Origin of the sequence: Paracoccus niistensis (genome assembly GCF_042432925.1) — a bacterium.
In the GTDB taxonomy this organism is placed as follows: Bacteria; Pseudomonadota; Alphaproteobacteria; order Rhodobacterales; family Rhodobacteraceae; genus Paracoccus; species Paracoccus niistensis.
Genome location: NZ_JBHLWE010000009.1, coordinates 109,102 through 125,113, shown reverse-complemented (window position 1 = coordinate 125,113; position 16,012 = coordinate 109,102). Strand labels below are relative to the sequence as shown.

At 67.2% G+C, this 16,012-nt stretch carries 14 protein-coding genes; 11 read left to right on the top strand and 3 right to left on the bottom strand.

Translation table 11 applies throughout. From position 1 onward, the window contains the following. Positions 1–11 precede the first annotated feature (11 nt). On the bottom strand, positions 12–605 hold the full coding sequence (locus ACFFII_RS03210) for a hypothetical protein (protein ID WP_377697456.1): 594 nt from the start codon (positions 603–605) through the stop codon (positions 12–14). Beyond that, positions 602–1,924 carry a tyrosine-type recombinase/integrase gene (locus ACFFII_RS03205; RefSeq protein WP_377697455.1) on the bottom strand — a complete coding sequence of 441 codons (1,323 nt, stop codon included), beginning with the start codon at positions 1,922–1,924 and terminating at the stop codon, positions 602–604. The genes ACFFII_RS03210 and ACFFII_RS03205 overlap by 4 nt, the downstream gene beginning before the upstream one ends. A 536-nt stretch (positions 1,925–2,460) precedes the next feature. On the opposite strand from ACFFII_RS03205, the gene ACFFII_RS03200 reads away from it, so the two are divergent. Genes ACFFII_RS03200 through mnhG form a run of 6 tightly spaced genes read left to right on the top strand, consistent with a single transcriptional unit; the run spans position 2,461 to position 8,530 of the window. Continuing rightward, complete coding sequence (locus ACFFII_RS03200) at positions 2,461–5,439, top strand: monovalent cation/H+ antiporter subunit A (RefSeq protein WP_377697454.1); 2,979 nt, start codon at positions 2,461–2,463, stop codon at positions 5,437–5,439. After that, the gene (locus ACFFII_RS03195; protein WP_090757340.1) at positions 5,439–5,783 is read left to right on the top strand and encodes a Na+/H+ antiporter subunit C; all 345 of its coding nucleotides are present in this window, start codon (positions 5,439–5,441) and stop codon (positions 5,781–5,783) included. Before ACFFII_RS03200 ends, ACFFII_RS03195 begins: the two co-directional genes overlap by 1 nt. Next, positions 5,780–7,411 carry a monovalent cation/H+ antiporter subunit D gene (locus ACFFII_RS03190; protein WP_377697453.1) on the top strand — a complete coding sequence of 544 codons (1,632 nt, stop codon included), beginning with the start codon at positions 5,780–5,782 and terminating at the stop codon, positions 7,409–7,411. Before ACFFII_RS03195 ends, ACFFII_RS03190 begins: the two co-directional genes overlap by 4 nt. Then, positions 7,408–7,893 (top strand): Na+/H+ antiporter subunit E, encoded by a 486-nt coding sequence (locus ACFFII_RS03185; RefSeq protein ID WP_377697452.1) that lies wholly within the window; start codon positions 7,408–7,410, stop codon positions 7,891–7,893. Before ACFFII_RS03190 ends, ACFFII_RS03185 begins: the two co-directional genes overlap by 4 nt. Further along, the gene (locus tag ACFFII_RS03180; RefSeq protein ID WP_090757338.1) at positions 7,890–8,171 is read left to right on the top strand and encodes a K+/H+ antiporter subunit F; all 282 of its coding nucleotides are present in this window, start codon (positions 7,890–7,892) and stop codon (positions 8,169–8,171) included. Before ACFFII_RS03185 ends, ACFFII_RS03180 begins: the two co-directional genes overlap by 4 nt. Continuing rightward, on the top strand, positions 8,168–8,530 hold the full coding sequence (mnhG, locus tag ACFFII_RS03175; protein ID WP_377697451.1) for a monovalent cation/H(+) antiporter subunit G: 363 nt from the start codon (positions 8,168–8,170) through the stop codon (positions 8,528–8,530). The genes ACFFII_RS03180 and mnhG overlap by 4 nt, the downstream gene beginning before the upstream one ends. A 3-nt stretch (positions 8,531–8,533) precedes the next feature. On the opposite strand, the gene ACFFII_RS03170 is transcribed toward mnhG, so the two are convergent. Then, the gene (locus tag ACFFII_RS03170; protein ID WP_377697450.1) at positions 8,534–9,457 is read right to left on the bottom strand and encodes a LysR family transcriptional regulator; all 924 of its coding nucleotides are present in this window, start codon (positions 9,455–9,457) and stop codon (positions 8,534–8,536) included. 99 nt (positions 9,458–9,556) lie between these two features. Here ACFFII_RS03170 and ACFFII_RS03165 point away from each other — a divergent pair, with 99 nt between their 5' ends. Genes ACFFII_RS03165 through ACFFII_RS03145 form a run of 5 tightly spaced genes read left to right on the top strand, consistent with a single transcriptional unit; the run spans position 9,557 to position 16,004 of the window. Beyond that, positions 9,557–10,564, top strand: coding sequence for a class 1 fructose-bisphosphatase (locus tag ACFFII_RS03165; protein ID WP_377697449.1), 1,008 nt, complete (start codon positions 9,557–9,559; stop codon positions 10,562–10,564). A gap of 6 nt (positions 10,565–10,570) precedes the next feature. Further along, on the top strand, positions 10,571–11,443 hold the full coding sequence (locus ACFFII_RS03160; RefSeq protein WP_377697448.1) for a phosphoribulokinase: 873 nt from the start codon (positions 10,571–10,573) through the stop codon (positions 11,441–11,443). Positions 11,444–11,447: 4 nt separating this feature from the next. Then, the gene (gene tkt / locus ACFFII_RS03155) at positions 11,448–13,442 is read left to right on the top strand and encodes a transketolase (protein WP_377697447.1); all 1,995 of its coding nucleotides are present in this window, start codon (positions 11,448–11,450) and stop codon (positions 13,440–13,442) included. Between the two features lie 4 nt (positions 13,443–13,446). Beyond that, positions 13,447–14,526 carry a class II fructose-bisphosphate aldolase gene (gene fba / locus ACFFII_RS03150; RefSeq protein WP_377697446.1) on the top strand — a complete coding sequence of 360 codons (1,080 nt, stop codon included), beginning with the start codon at positions 13,447–13,449 and terminating at the stop codon, positions 14,524–14,526. Between the two features lie 23 nt (positions 14,527–14,549). After that, positions 14,550–16,004, top strand: a complete 1,455-nt coding sequence (locus ACFFII_RS03145) for a form I ribulose bisphosphate carboxylase large subunit (RefSeq protein ID WP_377697515.1) — start codon at positions 14,550–14,552, stop codon at positions 16,002–16,004. Positions 16,005–16,012: the final 8 nt, after the last annotated feature.

Below are 16,012 nucleotides of genomic sequence, written 5' to 3'. Positions count from 1 at the left end.
CCTTCGGGATGCTACTCCCCCTTTTTCCTTCGCACTTTGGAGACTGATCGCTTCACTGCGTCGTCGCTCAATCCAAGTGAATCGGCGACCGATGCGCGCGCCTGCTCTTGCGAAAGGAACTTCCCGTCCAGGGCTGCGGCTCGCTGTTCTATGCTCACGGCATTATACCGATGCACGTCCTGCCGCAGATTATTGAAGGCCACTCGAGCAGGCTGCTGTCCCTGCCCTCCACCTTCCACGCCCAGCACTTCTCCAAGGTTTGTTTCCGGGCCCGCGAGCCGATACTTCCTCCAGCCCTCGACGAGAGAATTCACCCATGCGCGGGGAACCTCTACCGTGTCTTCACGCCAGGCCTTGACCGGATAGGCGTCGCGCAGATCGGAATGCCGCAAACCGCCATCATGAGCCGACGAAATGGAGCTCAGCAGGTCCAGGCTCACAGCCGCTTGCGACAGGCGCCTTTCTTGCAACTCTCCAAGGAGCATCCTTGCCCACGCTTCGAGCGAGACCAGATACTTTTCCCGCTCGGACAGAGAGGACATGGCACCGACGAGTGCCTCCGTCTCCTTGCGCAGCTTGCCAGCGCGCTCCCTCTTCTTGCTCATGCTGCCCCCGATCTGAACGGAACCACAGTATTGCCCTTCGGCTTGCGCGGGCCGGTAACGACCATTGCCCAGTCGTTCAGGATGCGCTTCCGCTCGGGGAGATACTGCGAGCGATTGTAGACGCGGGCGACCGCGCTGGGCGCAGATCCAGACGCTGCGTGGTTAAGGATGCGGTCGACTACCGTCTCCAACTCACCCCGGCTTGCCATCTCGGTTGCAAAGGCCGTGCGGAGGTCATGCAAGGTCCAATGCTCGAAATTGGGCCGCAGGTGCCTCTTCATCTGCTCCATGAGGCGGCTGAACCCGGAGAAGGGCGTGGTGCCGGTTGTCGTGAACAGGAACCGTGAATCACTATTGCCATGTCGGGCTTCGATTTCCTGCATAGCAGGTGCCGAGAGGTGGGTAATATGCGCCTTCCCATTCTTGGTCCGGCTACCTCTGAGCTCGATGCACTCCTGATCGATATTCACCTCATCCCACGTGAGGCGAGCAATCTCGTTCGCGCGCTGTGCAGTCAGGATGAGCAGTCGCACGATGCCGCCAGCGATAGGCGACAGCTTGAAGGTCGCATCCCAAATCTCATGAATCTCCGCGATGCTCAGGACCCGGTCTCGTGAGACCTCCTTGCAGGCCTTCTCGAGACCGACTCCGACATGGTTCTCAAGATAGCCCCGCTGCCAGGCGAACTTTGAGAACTTAGACAGATACGCCTTCACCCGATTGGCCTGCACCTTGGAGCCGGTGGCTGCCTTGGCGTCTATGACGCGCTGAAGGGCCTTCCGGTTCAGGCTCGCAATGTCATCGTCAAGATAGGGTGCCAGCTCGAGGAAGAGCGACCTTCGGACCTCCTTTCCGGTGCGAAGGTTCGAAAGGTGCAGGGCGTCGAAGGCCTCCAACACCTGCCTGATGCTGGTCGCCGCGAGCTCTTCCTCTACCTTCTGCGCCGCCTCCTTTGCCGCTTCGGCAATGCGGTCGAAGCCACGCCCCGCTTCGAGTTCCAGTTCCAGCGCACACGCGCGGGCATCCTTGATCGACAGCTCCGGATAGGTGCCGAGGGTGTGGGTGCGCTTCGGACCGCCCTTGATGCGCTTCTCGTAGATCCAGGAGCGGCGTCCCGAGGGGATGATCCGCAGGCGGAGCCCCGGCCTGACGGAGTCGGAAATCTCGATGCGGCCGCTGTCGGGCGCCTTGAGTGAGCGCAACAGCGCGTCACTGATCTGTTTCTTCATGCCCTCGACCTGCCTTGCCAGAACCACCAGCGAACATCCGCTCAGCGGACACTCAGCGGACAATTCCCGCGCCATGCCCTGATACCACATGGAACATAATAGGTCTGCCTGATGAAATCCGCAAGCATCTGATTAGTTTGTGAAAATCTTTATGGCAAACCCATTTGAAACGGCATGAAACGACATGACACGGGCGGAAACCGAGAAGAGCACCCGACTTTTAATCAGTGGGTCACAGGTTCGAATCCTGTTGGGCTCACCACTGTATCTCCTTTCATCAAGGACCAAGCCTTGCGCCTGCCTCCGGCAGCGGCGCTTGCGGCTTTGTGAAGCGATTGTTTTCCTTCGGGTGATTGACGCTTCCGCAGGGGACTTGTAGCTCGGCTTCAAAGCGATCCTCGGCAGGCAGATCCGGCGGCGCATCCTGCGCGGGTGACCCGTGTTCTGCGACAATTCGGACGTGCACCCTTGAGGGGGGCGCGGGGCCCGGATTACGTTGCGGCCAGCGGCCCGCCGAGGCAGTCGCTTTCCGGCGTGGATGCGCCGGTTCCCCGCCCGTCCCCCGGGTCGATCGAACCGCGCGCCCGCCGCGCCGCCATGACGAAGAAAGGCGACACACCGGACGCATGCTCGGCCAGAACCTTCTCCTCCTGCTTGCAGTGCTGCCCTTTCTGGGCGCGATCCTGGCCGTCACCATGCCGGTCGGTGCCCGCAATGCCGAGGTGCTGCTGGCAGGAGGCGTGATGGTGGCGGGCCTGCTGGGCCTGGCCCCCCTTGCGGGCGAGGTCGCGGACGGGGGCGTGGTCGCCCGCAGCATCGAATGGGCGCCCTCGCTGGGGCTGGACATGACGCTGCGGCTGGACGGCTTTTCCTGGCTGATGCTGCTTCTGGTCTATGGCATCGGGCTGATGGTGGTCATCTACGCCCGCTACTACCTGTCGCCCGACGATCCCGTGCCGCGCTTCTACGGCTTTCTTCTGGCCTTCGCGGGCGCGATGGCGGGGATGCTGATGGCGGGCAACATCATCCTGATGGTGGTGTTCTGGGAACTGACGAGCCTCTTTTCCTTCCTGCTGATCGGCTACTGGCACCAGAACGGCGCGGCGCGCGAGGGCGCGCGCACGGCACTGATCGTGACCGGGGCCGGGGGCCTCTGCCTGCTGATGGCGATGGTCCTGCTGGGGCACGCGGCGGGCAGCTATCACCTGGATGACGTGCTGCGGGCGGGCGACCGCGTGCGGGCACATCCCTGGTACGGCTGGATCCTGGGGCTGTTCCTGATCGGCGCCTTCACCAAGTCGGCGCAGTTCCCCTTCCATTTCTGGCTTCCGAACGCGATGGCCGCGCCCACGCCGGTCAGCGCCTATCTGCATTCGGCCACGATGGTGAAGGCGGGGGTCTTCCTTCTGGTGCGCTTCTCGCCCGTGCTCGGCGGCACCTCCGCCTGGTTCTGGGTGGTCGCGGGCACCGGCATGGCGACACTGCTCTTGGGCGCGGTGATCGCCACCTGGCGCAACGATCTCAAGGGGCTTCTGGCCTATTCGACGATCAGCCATCTCGGGCTGATCACGGCACTGGCCGGGATGGGCAGCGGCGGCGCGATCGTGGCCGCGATCTTCCACATCATGAACCACGCGGTCTTCAAGGCCTCGCTGTTCATGGCCGCGGGCATCATCGACCATGAAACCGGCACCCGCGACATGCGCCGCCTCAGCGGCTTGCGCCATTCCATGCCGCGCACGGCGGCGCTGGCCATCGTGGCGGCGGCGGCCATGGCGGGCGTGCCGCTGCTGAACGGCTTCCTGTCCAAGGAGATGTTCTTCGCCGAGGCCGCCGACTGGCACAACGGCACCTGGCTGGACAACGCCCTGCCTTATATCGCGACGCTCGCCAGCGTCTTCAGCGTGGCCTATTCGCTGCGCTTCATCGTCTCGGTCTTCTTCGGCCCGCCCGCAACCGACCTGCCGAAGGAACCGCACGAGCCGCCGACCTGGATGCGCCGCCCGGTCGAGCTTCTGGTCGCCATCGTGCTTCTGGTCGGGCTCTGGCCCGCCGCCATGATCGGCACGGTCCTGCATGGCGGCGTGCTGGCGGTCCTGGGCGAGAGCACGCCTTATTACAGCCTGGCGCTGTGGCATGGCTTCAACGTCGCCCTGATGATGAGCCTCACGGCCCTTGTGCTGGGAACGGCCGTTTACTTCGTCATGGCGCCGCGGCTGTCGCGCGCCAACGAGGCGCCGGGCATCCTGTCGCGCATCCGCGGCCAGCAGATCTTCGACCGGCTGATGCTGGCGGTGACCCGCCGCTGGCCCGCGCAGCTTTACCGCGTCCTGGGCAGCCCGCGGCTGCAGGTGCAGTTGCGCCTGATCGTGCTGCTGAGCCTCGGCGCCACGGCCGCGACGCTGTGGGGCTTCGCGGGGCTTGTCCCGCGCGAGTGGCTGCAAAGCTTCGACGCGACATTCGCGCTGCTGTGGATGGCGGGGATCGCCTGCGCCATCGGCGCCGCGGTCCAGGCCAAGTACCACCGCTTCGCCGCGCTGGCGCTGCTGGGGGGCGCGGGGCTGGTCACGGCCATGACCTTCGCCTGGCTGTCCGCGCCCGATCTGGCCGTGACCCAGATCCTGGTCGAGATCATGACCACCGTGCTGCTGCTTCTGGGCCTGCGCTGGCTGCCCAAGCGCCTGCAGGAGATCCCGGGCGATGCCCGCCTTCCCGCCCGCCGTCGCCGGGCCATCGACCTGGTGATCGCCTCGATCTGCGGGGCGGGCGTGGCCGCCATCGCCTTTGCGGTGATGACGGTGCCCCCCGGCCCCACCATCGGCGACTGGTTCCGCCGCAACGCCTATGCCGAGGGCGGGGGCACCAACGCGGTCAACGTGATCCTTGTGGATTTCCGCGCCTTCGACACCCTGGGCGAGATCACCGTTCTGGGGATCGTGGCGCTGACCTGCTATGCGCTGCTGCGCCGCTTCCGGCCCGCGCCCGAAAGCGTGGCCCTGCCCTCGCAGCAGACGTTCAACGAGCTGCCGCCCCTCAACTGCCCCCGCGAGCGCGAGGCCGAGCGCGAGCCCACGCGCCATGACCTGATGATGCTGATCCCCTCGGTCATCATGCAATGGATGTTCCCGCTGACGGTGGCACTGGCGATGTATCTGTTCCTGCGCGGCCATGACCTGCCGGGCGGGGGCTTCGCGGGCGGCGTGGGCTTCGCCATCGGACTGCTGCTGCAGTATCTTGCGACGGACGTGCGCTTTGTCGAAAGCCGCATCACCATCCTGCCGGTGCGCTGGATCGGGCTGGGGCTGGTGATCGCGGTCGGGACCGGCATGGGGTCCTTCCTGTTCGGCTATCCCTTCATGACGGCCCATGCCCAGTATGTCACCCTGCCGCTGATCGGGCAGGTTCCGGCCGCGACCGCGCTGATCTTCGACCTGGGCGTCTTCGCCACGGTCGTGGGCGCGACCGTGCTGATCCAGATCGCCATCGCGCACCAGTCGCTGCGCTCGGCCCGCCTGCGGGCGCGCGAAAGCGCCGACGGCGCCGACCCGCGCGAGGAACGCGAGCACCGGCAGGAAGAACAGCAGCAACAGCAGGAGGGCGTCTGATGGAACTGACCCTGTCGCTGGGGATCGGCGTGCTGGTCGCCTCGGGCGTCTGGCTGGCGCTGCGCCCGCGCACCTTCCAGGTCATCGTGGGGCTGGCGCTGCTGTCCTATGGCGTGAACCTGTTCATCTTCGCCATGGGCCGGCTGGTCACGGGCGCGGCGCCCATCATGCCCAAGGGCGGCTTCGTCAACCCCGAGCGCTATGCCGACCCCGTCCCCCAGGCGCTTGTCCTGACGGCCATCGTCATCAGCTTCGCCACGACCGCATTGTTCATGGTCGTCATCATGGCCTCGCGCGGGCTGACCGGCACCGACCATGTGGACGGAAAGGAGCGCAGTTCGTGACGCTTCCCGTCCACATGCTCGTCATGCCGATCCTGGTGCCGCTGCTCGCCGGGGCGATCATGCTGATGTATGACGAGCGGCGGCGGCAGCTGAAGCTGTCCATCGGCCTTGTCTCCTGCGTGCTGCAGCTGGGCGTCGCCATCGCGCTGATCGACCGCGCGGGCGGCTCGGCCGTGGAAGGGCGCAACATCGTCACCCTGTACCTGCTGGGGGACTGGCCCTCGCCCTACGGGATCGTGCTGGTGCTGGACCGGCTGTCGGCGGTGATGCTGCTGCTGACGGCGCTGGTGGCGCTGCCCGCGCTGCTTTACGCGGGGGCGGGCTGGCACCGGAACGGGCAGCATTTCTCTCCCCTCTTCCAGTTCCTGCTGATGGGGGTGAACGGGGCCTTCCTGACCGGCGATCTGTTCAACCTGTTCGTCTTCTTCGAGGTGATGCTGGCGGCCTCCTACGGGCTGCTGCTGCACGGCACGGGCCGCGTCCGCGTGGGCGCGGGGCTGCACTACATCGCCGTGAACCTGCTGGCGGCGATGCTGTTCCTGCTGGGCGTGTCGCTGATCTACGGCACCACGGGCACGCTGAACATGGCGGACCTGGCCACGCGCATCCCGCGCCTGACGGATGCCCAGCGGCCGATGGTCCATGCGGCGGCGGCGCTGCTGGCGGGGGCCTTCCTGATCAAGGCCGCCATGTGGCCGCTGTGCTTCTGGCTGCCCAACGCCTATGGCGCGGCCAGCCCACCCGTCGCGGCGGTCTTTTCTCTGCTGACCAAGGTCGGGGTTTATGTGGTGATCCGGCTGGGCCTGCTGCTGTTTGGCGCGCAGGCGGGCGCCTCCGCGGGCTTCGGGTCCAACGTCCTGGCGCTGGGCGGCATGGCCACGATGGTCTTCGGCGCGATCGGCGTGCTGCAGGCGCAGGACCTCGGCCGAATGACCGGCAATCTGGTGCTGGTGTCCTCGGGGACGCTGCTGACGGTGCTGGGACTGGCGCTGATCTATGACGACGCGCCCATGCTGACCGCGGCGCTTTACTACATGATCGCCTCGACCCTGGCGCTGGCGGCGCTGTTCCTGCTGGCCGAGCCCATCGGGCGCAAGGAAGGCGGCATCGCGGGCCTTCTGGCCATCACCGCCGAGGCCTTCGGCCTGGATGCCGAGGACGACCTGGACGAGGAAAGGGCCGAGCAGAACCGCCCCATCCCCGGCGCCACCGCCCTGCTGGGGCTGGCCTTCCTGGCCTGCGTGCTGGTCGTGGCCGGGCTGCCGCCGCTTGCAGGTTTCTTGGGCAAGTTCGGGATGCTGTCGGGCGCGATCGAGCGGGTGACGGTTCTGCCGAACCTTTGGGGACACTGGGCCTTTGTCGTGCTGCTGATCGTCACAGGCTTCTGCACGCTGGTGGCCCTGTCGCGCTGGGGCATCCAGAGCCTTTGGGCCAATACCGACGAGCCGCCACTGCCCGTGCTGGAAATCCTGCCAATCCTGATGCTGGTCGGCACGGTCGGTCTTCTGACGATCGGGGCCGAGCCCGCACTGCGCTATCTCGACCGGACGGCGGACGCCCTGACCCGCAACCAAGTCTATATCGGGGGCGTGATGACTGCGCCCCCCGTGGGGCCCGACCCGTCATGACGCTGCTGCCCCATCCCATCGTCACGGTCGTGCTGACCATCCTGTGGATGGTGCTGACGGGCTTCACGCTGGGCCAGCTGGTGCTGGGCCTGCTGGCGGGAATCCTGGGCGGCTTTGCCTATCGCCGCATCACGCCCCGGCGGATCGTGGTCAAGCGCCCCGGCGCCATGGCGCGGCTGTTCGTCCGCGTGGCAGGCGACATCGTGCGCTCGAACTGGGACGTGGCGCGGCTGATCCTGTCCGAAGGGCGCCATCACAGGCGCAAGGCGGGATTCGTCCGCATTCCGTTGGACATGACCAACCCCAGCGGGCTTGCCGTCCTGGCCGTCATCGTGACCGCCACCCCCGGCACGGCCTGGATCGAATACGAGCCCCGCAACGGTCAGCTTCTGCTGCATGTCTTCGACCTGATCGAGGGCGACGACTGGGTCCACACGATCAAGTCCCGCTACGAGTCCCTGCTGATGGAGATCTTCGAATGAGCGCAACGATCCTGTCCGCCGTCCTGACCGTTTCGCAGATCTGCCTGGTGGCTGCGCTGGTGCTGGCCGTGATGCGCGCCCTGCGTGGGCCCCGTGCCCAGGACCGCGTGCTGGGGCTGGACACCATGTATGTCTGCGCCATGCTGCTGCTGGTCGTCACCGGCATGCAGCACGGCACCATCTACCAGTTCGAGGGGGCGCTGGTCATGGGCGTTCTGGGCTTTGTCGCCACCACCGCCATGGCCAAGTTCCTGATGCGCGGCGAGGTGATCGAGTGAGCCACCTCGAACAGCTTCCCCCCGTCGTCGCGCTGCTGATCGCCGCCTTCGTCGCGCTGGGGACCATCCTGACGCTGCTGGGCACGATCGGTCTGGTGCGCCTGCCCAGCTTCTACGAACGACTGCACGCGCCCACCCTGGGAACAAGCTGGGGCGCGGCGGGGATCCTGATCGGCTCGATGCTGATGTTCTCGACCCTCGGCTCGCGGCTGGTGATCCACGAGGTCTTCCTGGGCCTGCTCATCATGCTGACGACACCCGTGACGATGATGGTGCTGGGCCGCGCGGCGCTGCACCGCGATCGCGCCGAGGGCCGGACCCCGCCCGGCACCGAAGGGCCCGAACAGCCGTTGAAGTAGCGGTCAGGCGCCCGGAAGGAAGGACCCCTGCCGGGACAGGATGTCGCGCCAGACCGTCAGCGCGGCCCCCTCGGGCGGGCTGTCGGCGCGGTGCAGGACGAACCAGCGCCGGATGATCGGCAGGTCGTGGCGGCGCAGCGTGACCAGCCGCCCGGCCTTCAGTTCGTCCGCAACCGTGTGGCCGGAAATCAGCGCGATCCCAAGGCCGGCCATGACCGCCTGCTTGATCGTCTCGTTCGAATCCATCTCGATCTCGGCATAAGGCGCGCCCTCGCCCAGCCGGTCGAGAAACCGCTGCGCCAGCACACGGGTGCCCGAGCCCGGTTCCCGCAGAATGATCGGCTGGGACAGGATCGCCTGAGCCGACACCTCCGGGTCGGCCGCCAGAGGGTGGCCGGGTGGCGCAATCATCACATGGGGGTGGGGGCCAAGGTCGGCCGCAGTCACAACCGGGTCGCGCGGCGGACGGCCCATGACCGCCAGGTCCACAGTGCCGTCGCGCAGGGCGGACAGCACCCAGTCGCGGTTGCCGACCCGCAGCGCGACCTCGATCCCCGGATGGCTGCGCCGCAATCCCGCGACAAGGCCCGGGGCGAAATACTTGCCGGTCGAGACCACCGCCAGGACCACGCGCCCCGCCTGCCCCTGCCGCAGGGCCTCGATCTGGTCCAGCGCGCCCTGCAGTGCCGCGTCGGCCCGGCGCGCGGCCGCCAGCAGCGCCTCGCCCGCAGGCGTCGCCCCGAAGGCATGGGCCCCGTCGCGGAAGATCAGGGGTGCGCCGACCACGTCCTCGAGCACCCGCAACTGGCTGTGGACCGCCGGGGCAGTCAGGCCCAGCGCCTGCGCGGCTCCGCTGATCGAGCGCGTTTCAGTGACGGCACAAAGCGCGCGCAGCTGGCGCAGGGTCAGGGCATTCACCACGCTCATTCACGTTCCTGAAACGCTGCTTCCAACTTATTAAATTTCCTTATCGCGCCCGCTGCGCATGATCAACCTTGGCGCGACAGACGCCAAGGGAGAGGGACAATGGCAGCGAGCGATTGCATCGGACTCGAGGATCTCGCCGCCAGCCCCGAGATTACGCTGGTCATACGCCACATTGCCCATGTCGCCCGCGATCTGTCCAAGCGCATCGCCCGCGGCCCCCTGGAAGGTCACGGCGCAACGCTGGGTGAAAACAGCGACGGCGACACCCAGAAGGCCCTGGATCTGATCGCCGACGAGGCCTTCGCCGCCGCGCTGACCGGCAGCCCCGTGCGCTGGTATGCCTCCGAGGAACGCGAGGACGTCGCGGCGCTGAACCCCGCAGGAGCGCTGGCGCTGGCGATCGACCCGCTGGACGGCTCGTCGAACATCGACGTGAACGTCTCGATCGGCACCATCTTCTCGATCCTGCCGGCGGCGTCGGACCCGCTCGCCTCGTTCCTGCGCCCCGGCACCGACCAGCTTGCGGCGGGCTACGTGATCTACGGGCCGCAGACGGCGCTGGTGCTGACGGTGGGCAAGGGGACGAGCCTGCATGTCCTCGACCCCGAAACGGGCCGGTTCGAGCTTGTCACGGCGCAGCTGGAAATCCCCGCCGCCTCCAGCGAATTCGCGATCAACGTTTCGAACTATCGCCACTGGGGGGCGCCGGTCCGCGCCTATATCGACGACTGCCTGGCGGGCGACACCGGCCCGCGCGCCAAGAACTTCAACATGCGCTGGATTGCTTCGCTGGTGGCGGAAACCCACCGCATCGTCAGCCGGGGCGGCATCTTCCTCTACCCCGCCGACGCCCGCCCCGGCTACGAACGCGGCCGCCTGCGCCATGTCTATGAATGCGCCCCCATCGCCCTGCTGATCGAACAGGCGGGGGGCGCCGCGACCGACGGTTGCGACCGCATCCTCGACCGGGTGCCGCAGTCACTGCACGAACGCACGCCCTTCGTCTTCGGCACCGCCGACAAGGTCCATCGCGTCGCCGCCTATCACGACCTCCCGCACGAGGAAGTCGCCGCCCTTTTCGGCCGCCGCGGCCTCTTCCGGCAGTAGGAACTCATGAGCAGGAAACATCCCATCATCTCGGTCACCGGCAGTTCGGGCGCGGGCACGACCACGGTCAAGACGACATTCGACCAGATATTCCGGCGCGAGGGCATCCGCGCCGTCTCGATCGAGGGCGACGCCTTCCACCGCCATGACCGCGCCGCGATGAAGGCGGAACTGGCGCGCCGGACGGCCGCCGGGGACAACACCTTCAGCCATTTCTCGCTGGACGCCAACGAGCTGGAGAAGCTGGAGGAGATCTTCCGCATCTACGGCGAGACGGGGCGCGGCGAGACCCGCCATTATGTCCACGACGACCGCGAGGCCGAGCGCTGGGGCGCCGCCCCCGGCACCTTCACGCCCTGGGCCGCCTTCGAGGACGGCAGCGACCTTCTGTTCTACGAAGGGCTGCACGGCGCGGTGAAGACGGACGGGATCGACATCGCCCGGCACGCCGACCTCAAGATCGGGGTGGTTCCGGTCATCAACCTCGAATGGATCCAGAAGATCCACCGCGACAAGGCCTCGCGCGGCTATTCGACGGAAGCCGTGACGGACGTGATCCTGCGGCGGATGCACGACTACGTGCATGTGATCACGCCCCAGTTCACCCAGACCGACATCAACTTCCAGCGGGTGCCGGTGGTCGATACCTCGAACCCCTTCATCGCCCGCTGGATTCCCACGGCGGACGAAAGCCTTGTGGTGATCCGCTTCCGCAACCCGCGCGGCATCGACTTCGCCTACCTCACCCAGATGATCCAGGGCTCGTGGATGAGCCGGGCGAATTCGATCGTCATCCCGGGCCCCAAGATGGACCTGGCGATGCAGCTGATCCTGACGCCGATGGTCCAGCGCCTGGTCGAAACCTCGAAGAAGGCCTGATCCCATGAACGCACCCATGACGAAGACCTACGACATGGCCGAGCGCGCGATGGCGAACGCCATCCGGGCGCTGACGATGGACGCGGTGCAGGCGGCGAACTCGGGCCATCCGGGAATGCCGATGGGGATGGCGGACGTGGCGGCGGTGCTGTTCGACCGCTTCGTGACGATCGATCCCGCCGACCCCAGGTGGCCCGACCGCGACCGCTTCGTGTTGTCGGCGGGGCATGGCTCGATGCTGCTTTACGCGATCAACCACCTGCTGGGCTATGCAGACATGCCGGTCGAGGAGCTTCGCCGCTTCCGCCAGTTGGGCGCGCGCACGGCGGGGCACCCGGAATACGGCCATGCGGCGGGGGTCGAGGTCACGACCGGGCCGCTGGGACAGGGCATCGCCACCGCCGTCGGCATGGCGCTGGCCGAGCGGATGGCCAACGCCCGCTTCGGCGACGATCTGGTGGACCACTGGACCTGGGTCATCGCGGGCGACGGCTGTTTGATGGAGGGCATCAGCCACGAGGCGATCGACATGGCGGGGCACCTCGGCCTCGGCCGGCTGGTCGTGCTGTGGGACGATAACCGCATCACCATCGACGGCTCGACCGGGCTTTCCACCTCGACCGACCAGATGGCGCGCTTCGCGGCCTGCGGCTGGCACAGCATCGCCTGCGATGCCCATGACCCCGCCGAGATCGCCGCCGCCATCGACGCCGCCCGCCGCGATCCCCGGCCCTCGCTGGTCGCCTGCCGGTCGGTGATCGGCTTCGGCGCGCCGAACAAGCAGGGCGGCCATGATGTCCATGGCGCACCGCTGGGCGCCGAGGAGATCGCGGCGGCGCGCGGCTATCTCGAATGGGCGCATGAAGCCTTCGTCATCACGCCCGCCGTCTACGAGAAATGGCGCAGCATTTCCCGGCGCGGGGCCGAGGCGCGGCGGGAGTGGGAGTCCCGGAAGGACGCGCACCCCCAGCGGGACGCCTTCGAGGCAGCGCAGGCCCGTGGCGGGCTGGACGACCTGAGCGCCGCCATGGCCAGTTACAAGGCGCAGCTTCTGCTGAACCGGCCCAAGGTCGCCACCCGCAAGGCCTCGGAAATGGCGCTGGCCGTCGTGAACGCCGCGCTGCCGGATACCGTCGGCGGCTCGGCCGACCTGACCGGGTCGAACCTGACGCGGACCAAGGACATGCGGCCGGTCCAGCGGGGCAATTACGGCGGGCGCTACCTTCACTATGGCATCCGCGAGCACGGCATGGCCGCCGCCCTGAACGGCATCGCGCTGCACGGGGGCTTCCGTCCTTATGGGGGCACGTTCCTGGCCTTCGCGGACTACTGCCGCCCATCGATCCGGCTGTCGGCGCTGATGGGCGTGCCGGTCACCTATGTGATGACCCACGACTCCATCGGCCTGGGCGAGGACGGGCCGACCCACCAGCCGGTCGAGCATCTGGCGAGCTTGCGGGCCATCCCGAACCTGACGGTGATCCGCCCAGCCGACGCCGTGGAAACCGCCGAGGCATGGGAGATCGCCATGGCCTCGGCCGACCGGCCTACCCTGCTGGCGCTGTCGCGGCAGAACCTGCCCACCGTCCGCAAGGACGCCACCGACAATCTGACGGCGCGCGGGGCCTATCTTCTTCTCGACCCCGGCGACCGTCAGGTCACCCTGATCGCCACCGGGTCCGAGGTCGAGATCGCCCTTGCCGCCGCCGACCTGCTGGAGGCGCAGGGCATCCGCACCGCCGTGGTCAGCGCGCCCAGCTTCGAACTGTTCGCCAGGCAACCCGAGGACTACCGCACCGCCACCCTCGGCACGGCTCCTCGCGTGGGCATCGAGGCCGCCATCCGGCAGGGCTGGGACGGCCCGATCCTGCGCACCCCCGACGCCTTTGTCGGCATGACCGGCTTCGGCGCATCAGCCCCTGCACCCGACCTTTACCGGCACTTCGGCATCACCGCCGAGGCCGTCGCCCGAACCGCCCGCACCCTGATCGAGGAGTGAGCCCATGGCCCTGATCACGCTGAGACAGCTTCTGGACCACGCCGCCGAGCATGGCTACGGCGTCCCCGCCTTCAACATCAACAACATGGAACAGGGCCTTGCCATCCTGAAGGCGGCGGCCGCGACGGATGCGCCCGTGATCCTGCAGGCCAGCCGGGGGGCGCGCGCTTACGCGGGCGACATCATGCTGCGCCACATGGTGCAGGCGCTGGCCGAGATGAACCCAAGCGTCCCGATCTGCCTGCACCAGGACCACGGCAACAACCTGGCCACCTGCATGAGCGCGATCCGCCACGGCTTCACCAGCGTGATGATGGACGGCTCGCTGAAGGAGGACATGAAGACCCCCGCCGACTACGACTACAACGTCGCGGTGACGGCGCGGGTGGCCGAGGCCGCGCACGCCGTCGGCGCTTCGGTCGAGGGCGAGCTGGGGGTTCTGGGCTCTCTGGAGACCGGCGAGGCCGCCGTCGAGGACGGATCGGGCGCGGAAGGGAAGCTCGATCACAGCCAGCTGCTGACCGACCCCGACCAGGCGGTGGATTTCGTCCTGCGGACCCGCTGCGACGCGCTGGCCATCGCCTGCGGCACCAGCCACGGCGCCTACAAGTTCACCCGCCAGCCGGACGGCGACATCCTTGCGATGCATGTCATCGAGGAGATCCACGCCCGCCTGCCCGGCACGCATCTGGTGATGCACGGCTCATCCTCGGTCCCGCAGCACCTGCAGGACCTCATCAACGAAAACGGCGGCGAGATGCCCCAGACATACGGTGTCCCCGTCGAGGAGATCGAGCGCGGCATCCGCCACGGCGTCCGCAAGGTCAACATCGACACCGACTGCCGCATGGCGATGACCGGCCAGTTCCGCCGCATCGCGCGGCTGAAGCCCGCCGAGTTCGACCCGCGCAGATTCATGGTCCCGGCGATGGAGGAACTGACGGCGCTCTGCCGCGACCGCTTCGAACGCTTCGGCACGGCCGGCCACGCCAGCCGGATCAGGGTCATCCCGATGGATGACATGGCGAAACGCTACGCCTCGGGGGCGCTGGACCCCGCACTCACCGCGGCCCGGGCCGCCTGAAGGGAGGACTGACGATGAACGAGATGAGCAAGACCGAGATCACCGACAAGAAGAAGCGGTATCAGGCGGGCGTGCTGAAATATGCCCAGATGGGCTACTGGGACGGCGACTACGAGCCCAAGGACACGGACCTGCTGGCGCTGTTCCGCATCACCCCGCAGGAGGGCGTCGATCCCATCGAGGCGGCGGCGGCGGTGGCGGGCGAAAGCTCGACCGCAACCTGGACGGTGGTCTGGACCGACCGGCTGACCGCCTGCGACCAGTATCGCGCCAAGGCCTACAGGGTCGAACCCGTGCCGGGGCAGGATGGCCAGTATTTCGCTTACGTGGCCTATGACCTGATCCTGTTCGAGGAAGGGTCCATCGCCAACCTGACGGCATCCATCATCGGCAACGTCTTTTCCTTCAAGCCGCTGAAGGCCGCGCGGCTGGAGGACATGCGCCTGCCGGTCGCCTACTGCAAGACCTTCAAGGGCCCGCCGACCGGCATCGTCGGTGAAAGGGAACGCCTGGACAAGTTCGGCCGCCCCCTGCTGGGCGCCACGACCAAGCCCAAGCTGGGGCTCTCGGGCAAGAACTACGGCCGCGTGGTGTATGAAGGGCTCAAGGGCGGCCTCGACTTCATGAAGGACGACGAGAACATCAACTCGCAGCCCTTCATGCACTGGCGCGACCGCTATCTTTACGTGATGGAGGCGGTGAACCTGGCATCCGCCAAGACCGGCGAGGTCAAGGGCCACTATCTCAACATCACCGCCGGCACGATGGAGGAGATGTACCGCCGCGCCGAATTCGCCAAGGAACTGGGCTCGGTGATCGTGATGATCGACCTGATCATCGGCTACACGGCGATCCAGTCGATCAGCGAATGGTGCCGGCAGAACGACATGATCCTGCACCTGCACCGGGCGGGCCACGGCACCTATACCCGCCAGAAGAACCACGGCATCAGCTTCCGCGTGATCGCCAAGTGGATGCGGCTTGCGGGCGTGGACCACATCCACGCGGGGACCGCTGTCGGCAAGCTGGAAGGCGACCCGATGACCGTGCAGGGCTTCTACAACGTCTGCCGCGAAACGCATAACGCGGTGGACCTGCCGCGCGGGCTGTTCTTCGACCAGGACTGGGCCGACATCAGGAAGGTCATGCCGGTCGCCTCGGGCGGCATCCACGCGGGCCAGATGCACCAGCTGATCGACCTGTTCGGCGACGACGTGGTGCTGCAGTTTGGCGGCGGCACCATCGGCCATCCCATGGGCATCCAGGCGGGCGCGACCGCCAACCGCGTCGCGCTGGAGGCGATGGTCAAGGCCCGCAACGAGGGCGTGGACATCCGCACGGAAGGCCCCGAGGTCCTGCGGAAGGCCGCCAAATGGTGCAAGCCGCTAGAGGCTGCGCTCGATACCTGGGGCAACATTTCCTTCAACTACACCTCGACCGACACCTCGGACTTCGTGCCGACCGCCAGCGTTTCTTGAGGAGGATC

Excerpts from the sequence above, each read along its gene's own strand:
- ACFFII_RS03210 (WP_377697456.1), bottom strand. The coding sequence starts at position 605 with ATGAGCAAGAAGAGGGAGCGCGCTGGCAAGCTGCGCAAGGAGACGGAG.
- ACFFII_RS03205 (WP_377697455.1), bottom strand. The coding sequence starts at position 1,924 with ATGTGGTATCAGGGCATGGCGCGGGAATTGTCCGCTGAGTGTCCGCTG.
- ACFFII_RS03200 (WP_377697454.1), top strand. The coding sequence starts at position 2,461 with ATGCTCGGCCAGAACCTTCTCCTCCTGCTTGCAGTGCTGCCCTTTCTG.
- ACFFII_RS03195 (WP_090757340.1), top strand. The coding sequence starts at position 5,439 with ATGGAACTGACCCTGTCGCTGGGGATCGGCGTGCTGGTCGCCTCGGGC.
- ACFFII_RS03185 (WP_377697452.1), top strand. The coding sequence starts at position 7,408 with ATGACGCTGCTGCCCCATCCCATCGTCACGGTCGTGCTGACCATCCTG.
- ACFFII_RS03180 (WP_090757338.1), top strand. The coding sequence starts at position 7,890 with ATGAGCGCAACGATCCTGTCCGCCGTCCTGACCGTTTCGCAGATCTGC.
- ACFFII_RS03170 (WP_377697450.1), bottom strand. The coding sequence starts at position 9,457 with ATGAGCGTGGTGAATGCCCTGACCCTGCGCCAGCTGCGCGCGCTTTGT.
- ACFFII_RS03165 (WP_377697449.1), top strand. The coding sequence starts at position 9,557 with ATGGCAGCGAGCGATTGCATCGGACTCGAGGATCTCGCCGCCAGCCCC.
- ACFFII_RS03160 (WP_377697448.1), top strand. The coding sequence starts at position 10,571 with ATGAGCAGGAAACATCCCATCATCTCGGTCACCGGCAGTTCGGGCGCG.
- tkt (WP_377697447.1), top strand. The coding sequence starts at position 11,448 with ATGAACGCACCCATGACGAAGACCTACGACATGGCCGAGCGCGCGATG.
- fba (WP_377697446.1), top strand. The coding sequence starts at position 13,447 with ATGGCCCTGATCACGCTGAGACAGCTTCTGGACCACGCCGCCGAGCAT.
- ACFFII_RS03145 (WP_377697515.1), top strand. The coding sequence starts at position 14,550 with ATGAGCAAGACCGAGATCACCGACAAGAAGAAGCGGTATCAGGCGGGC.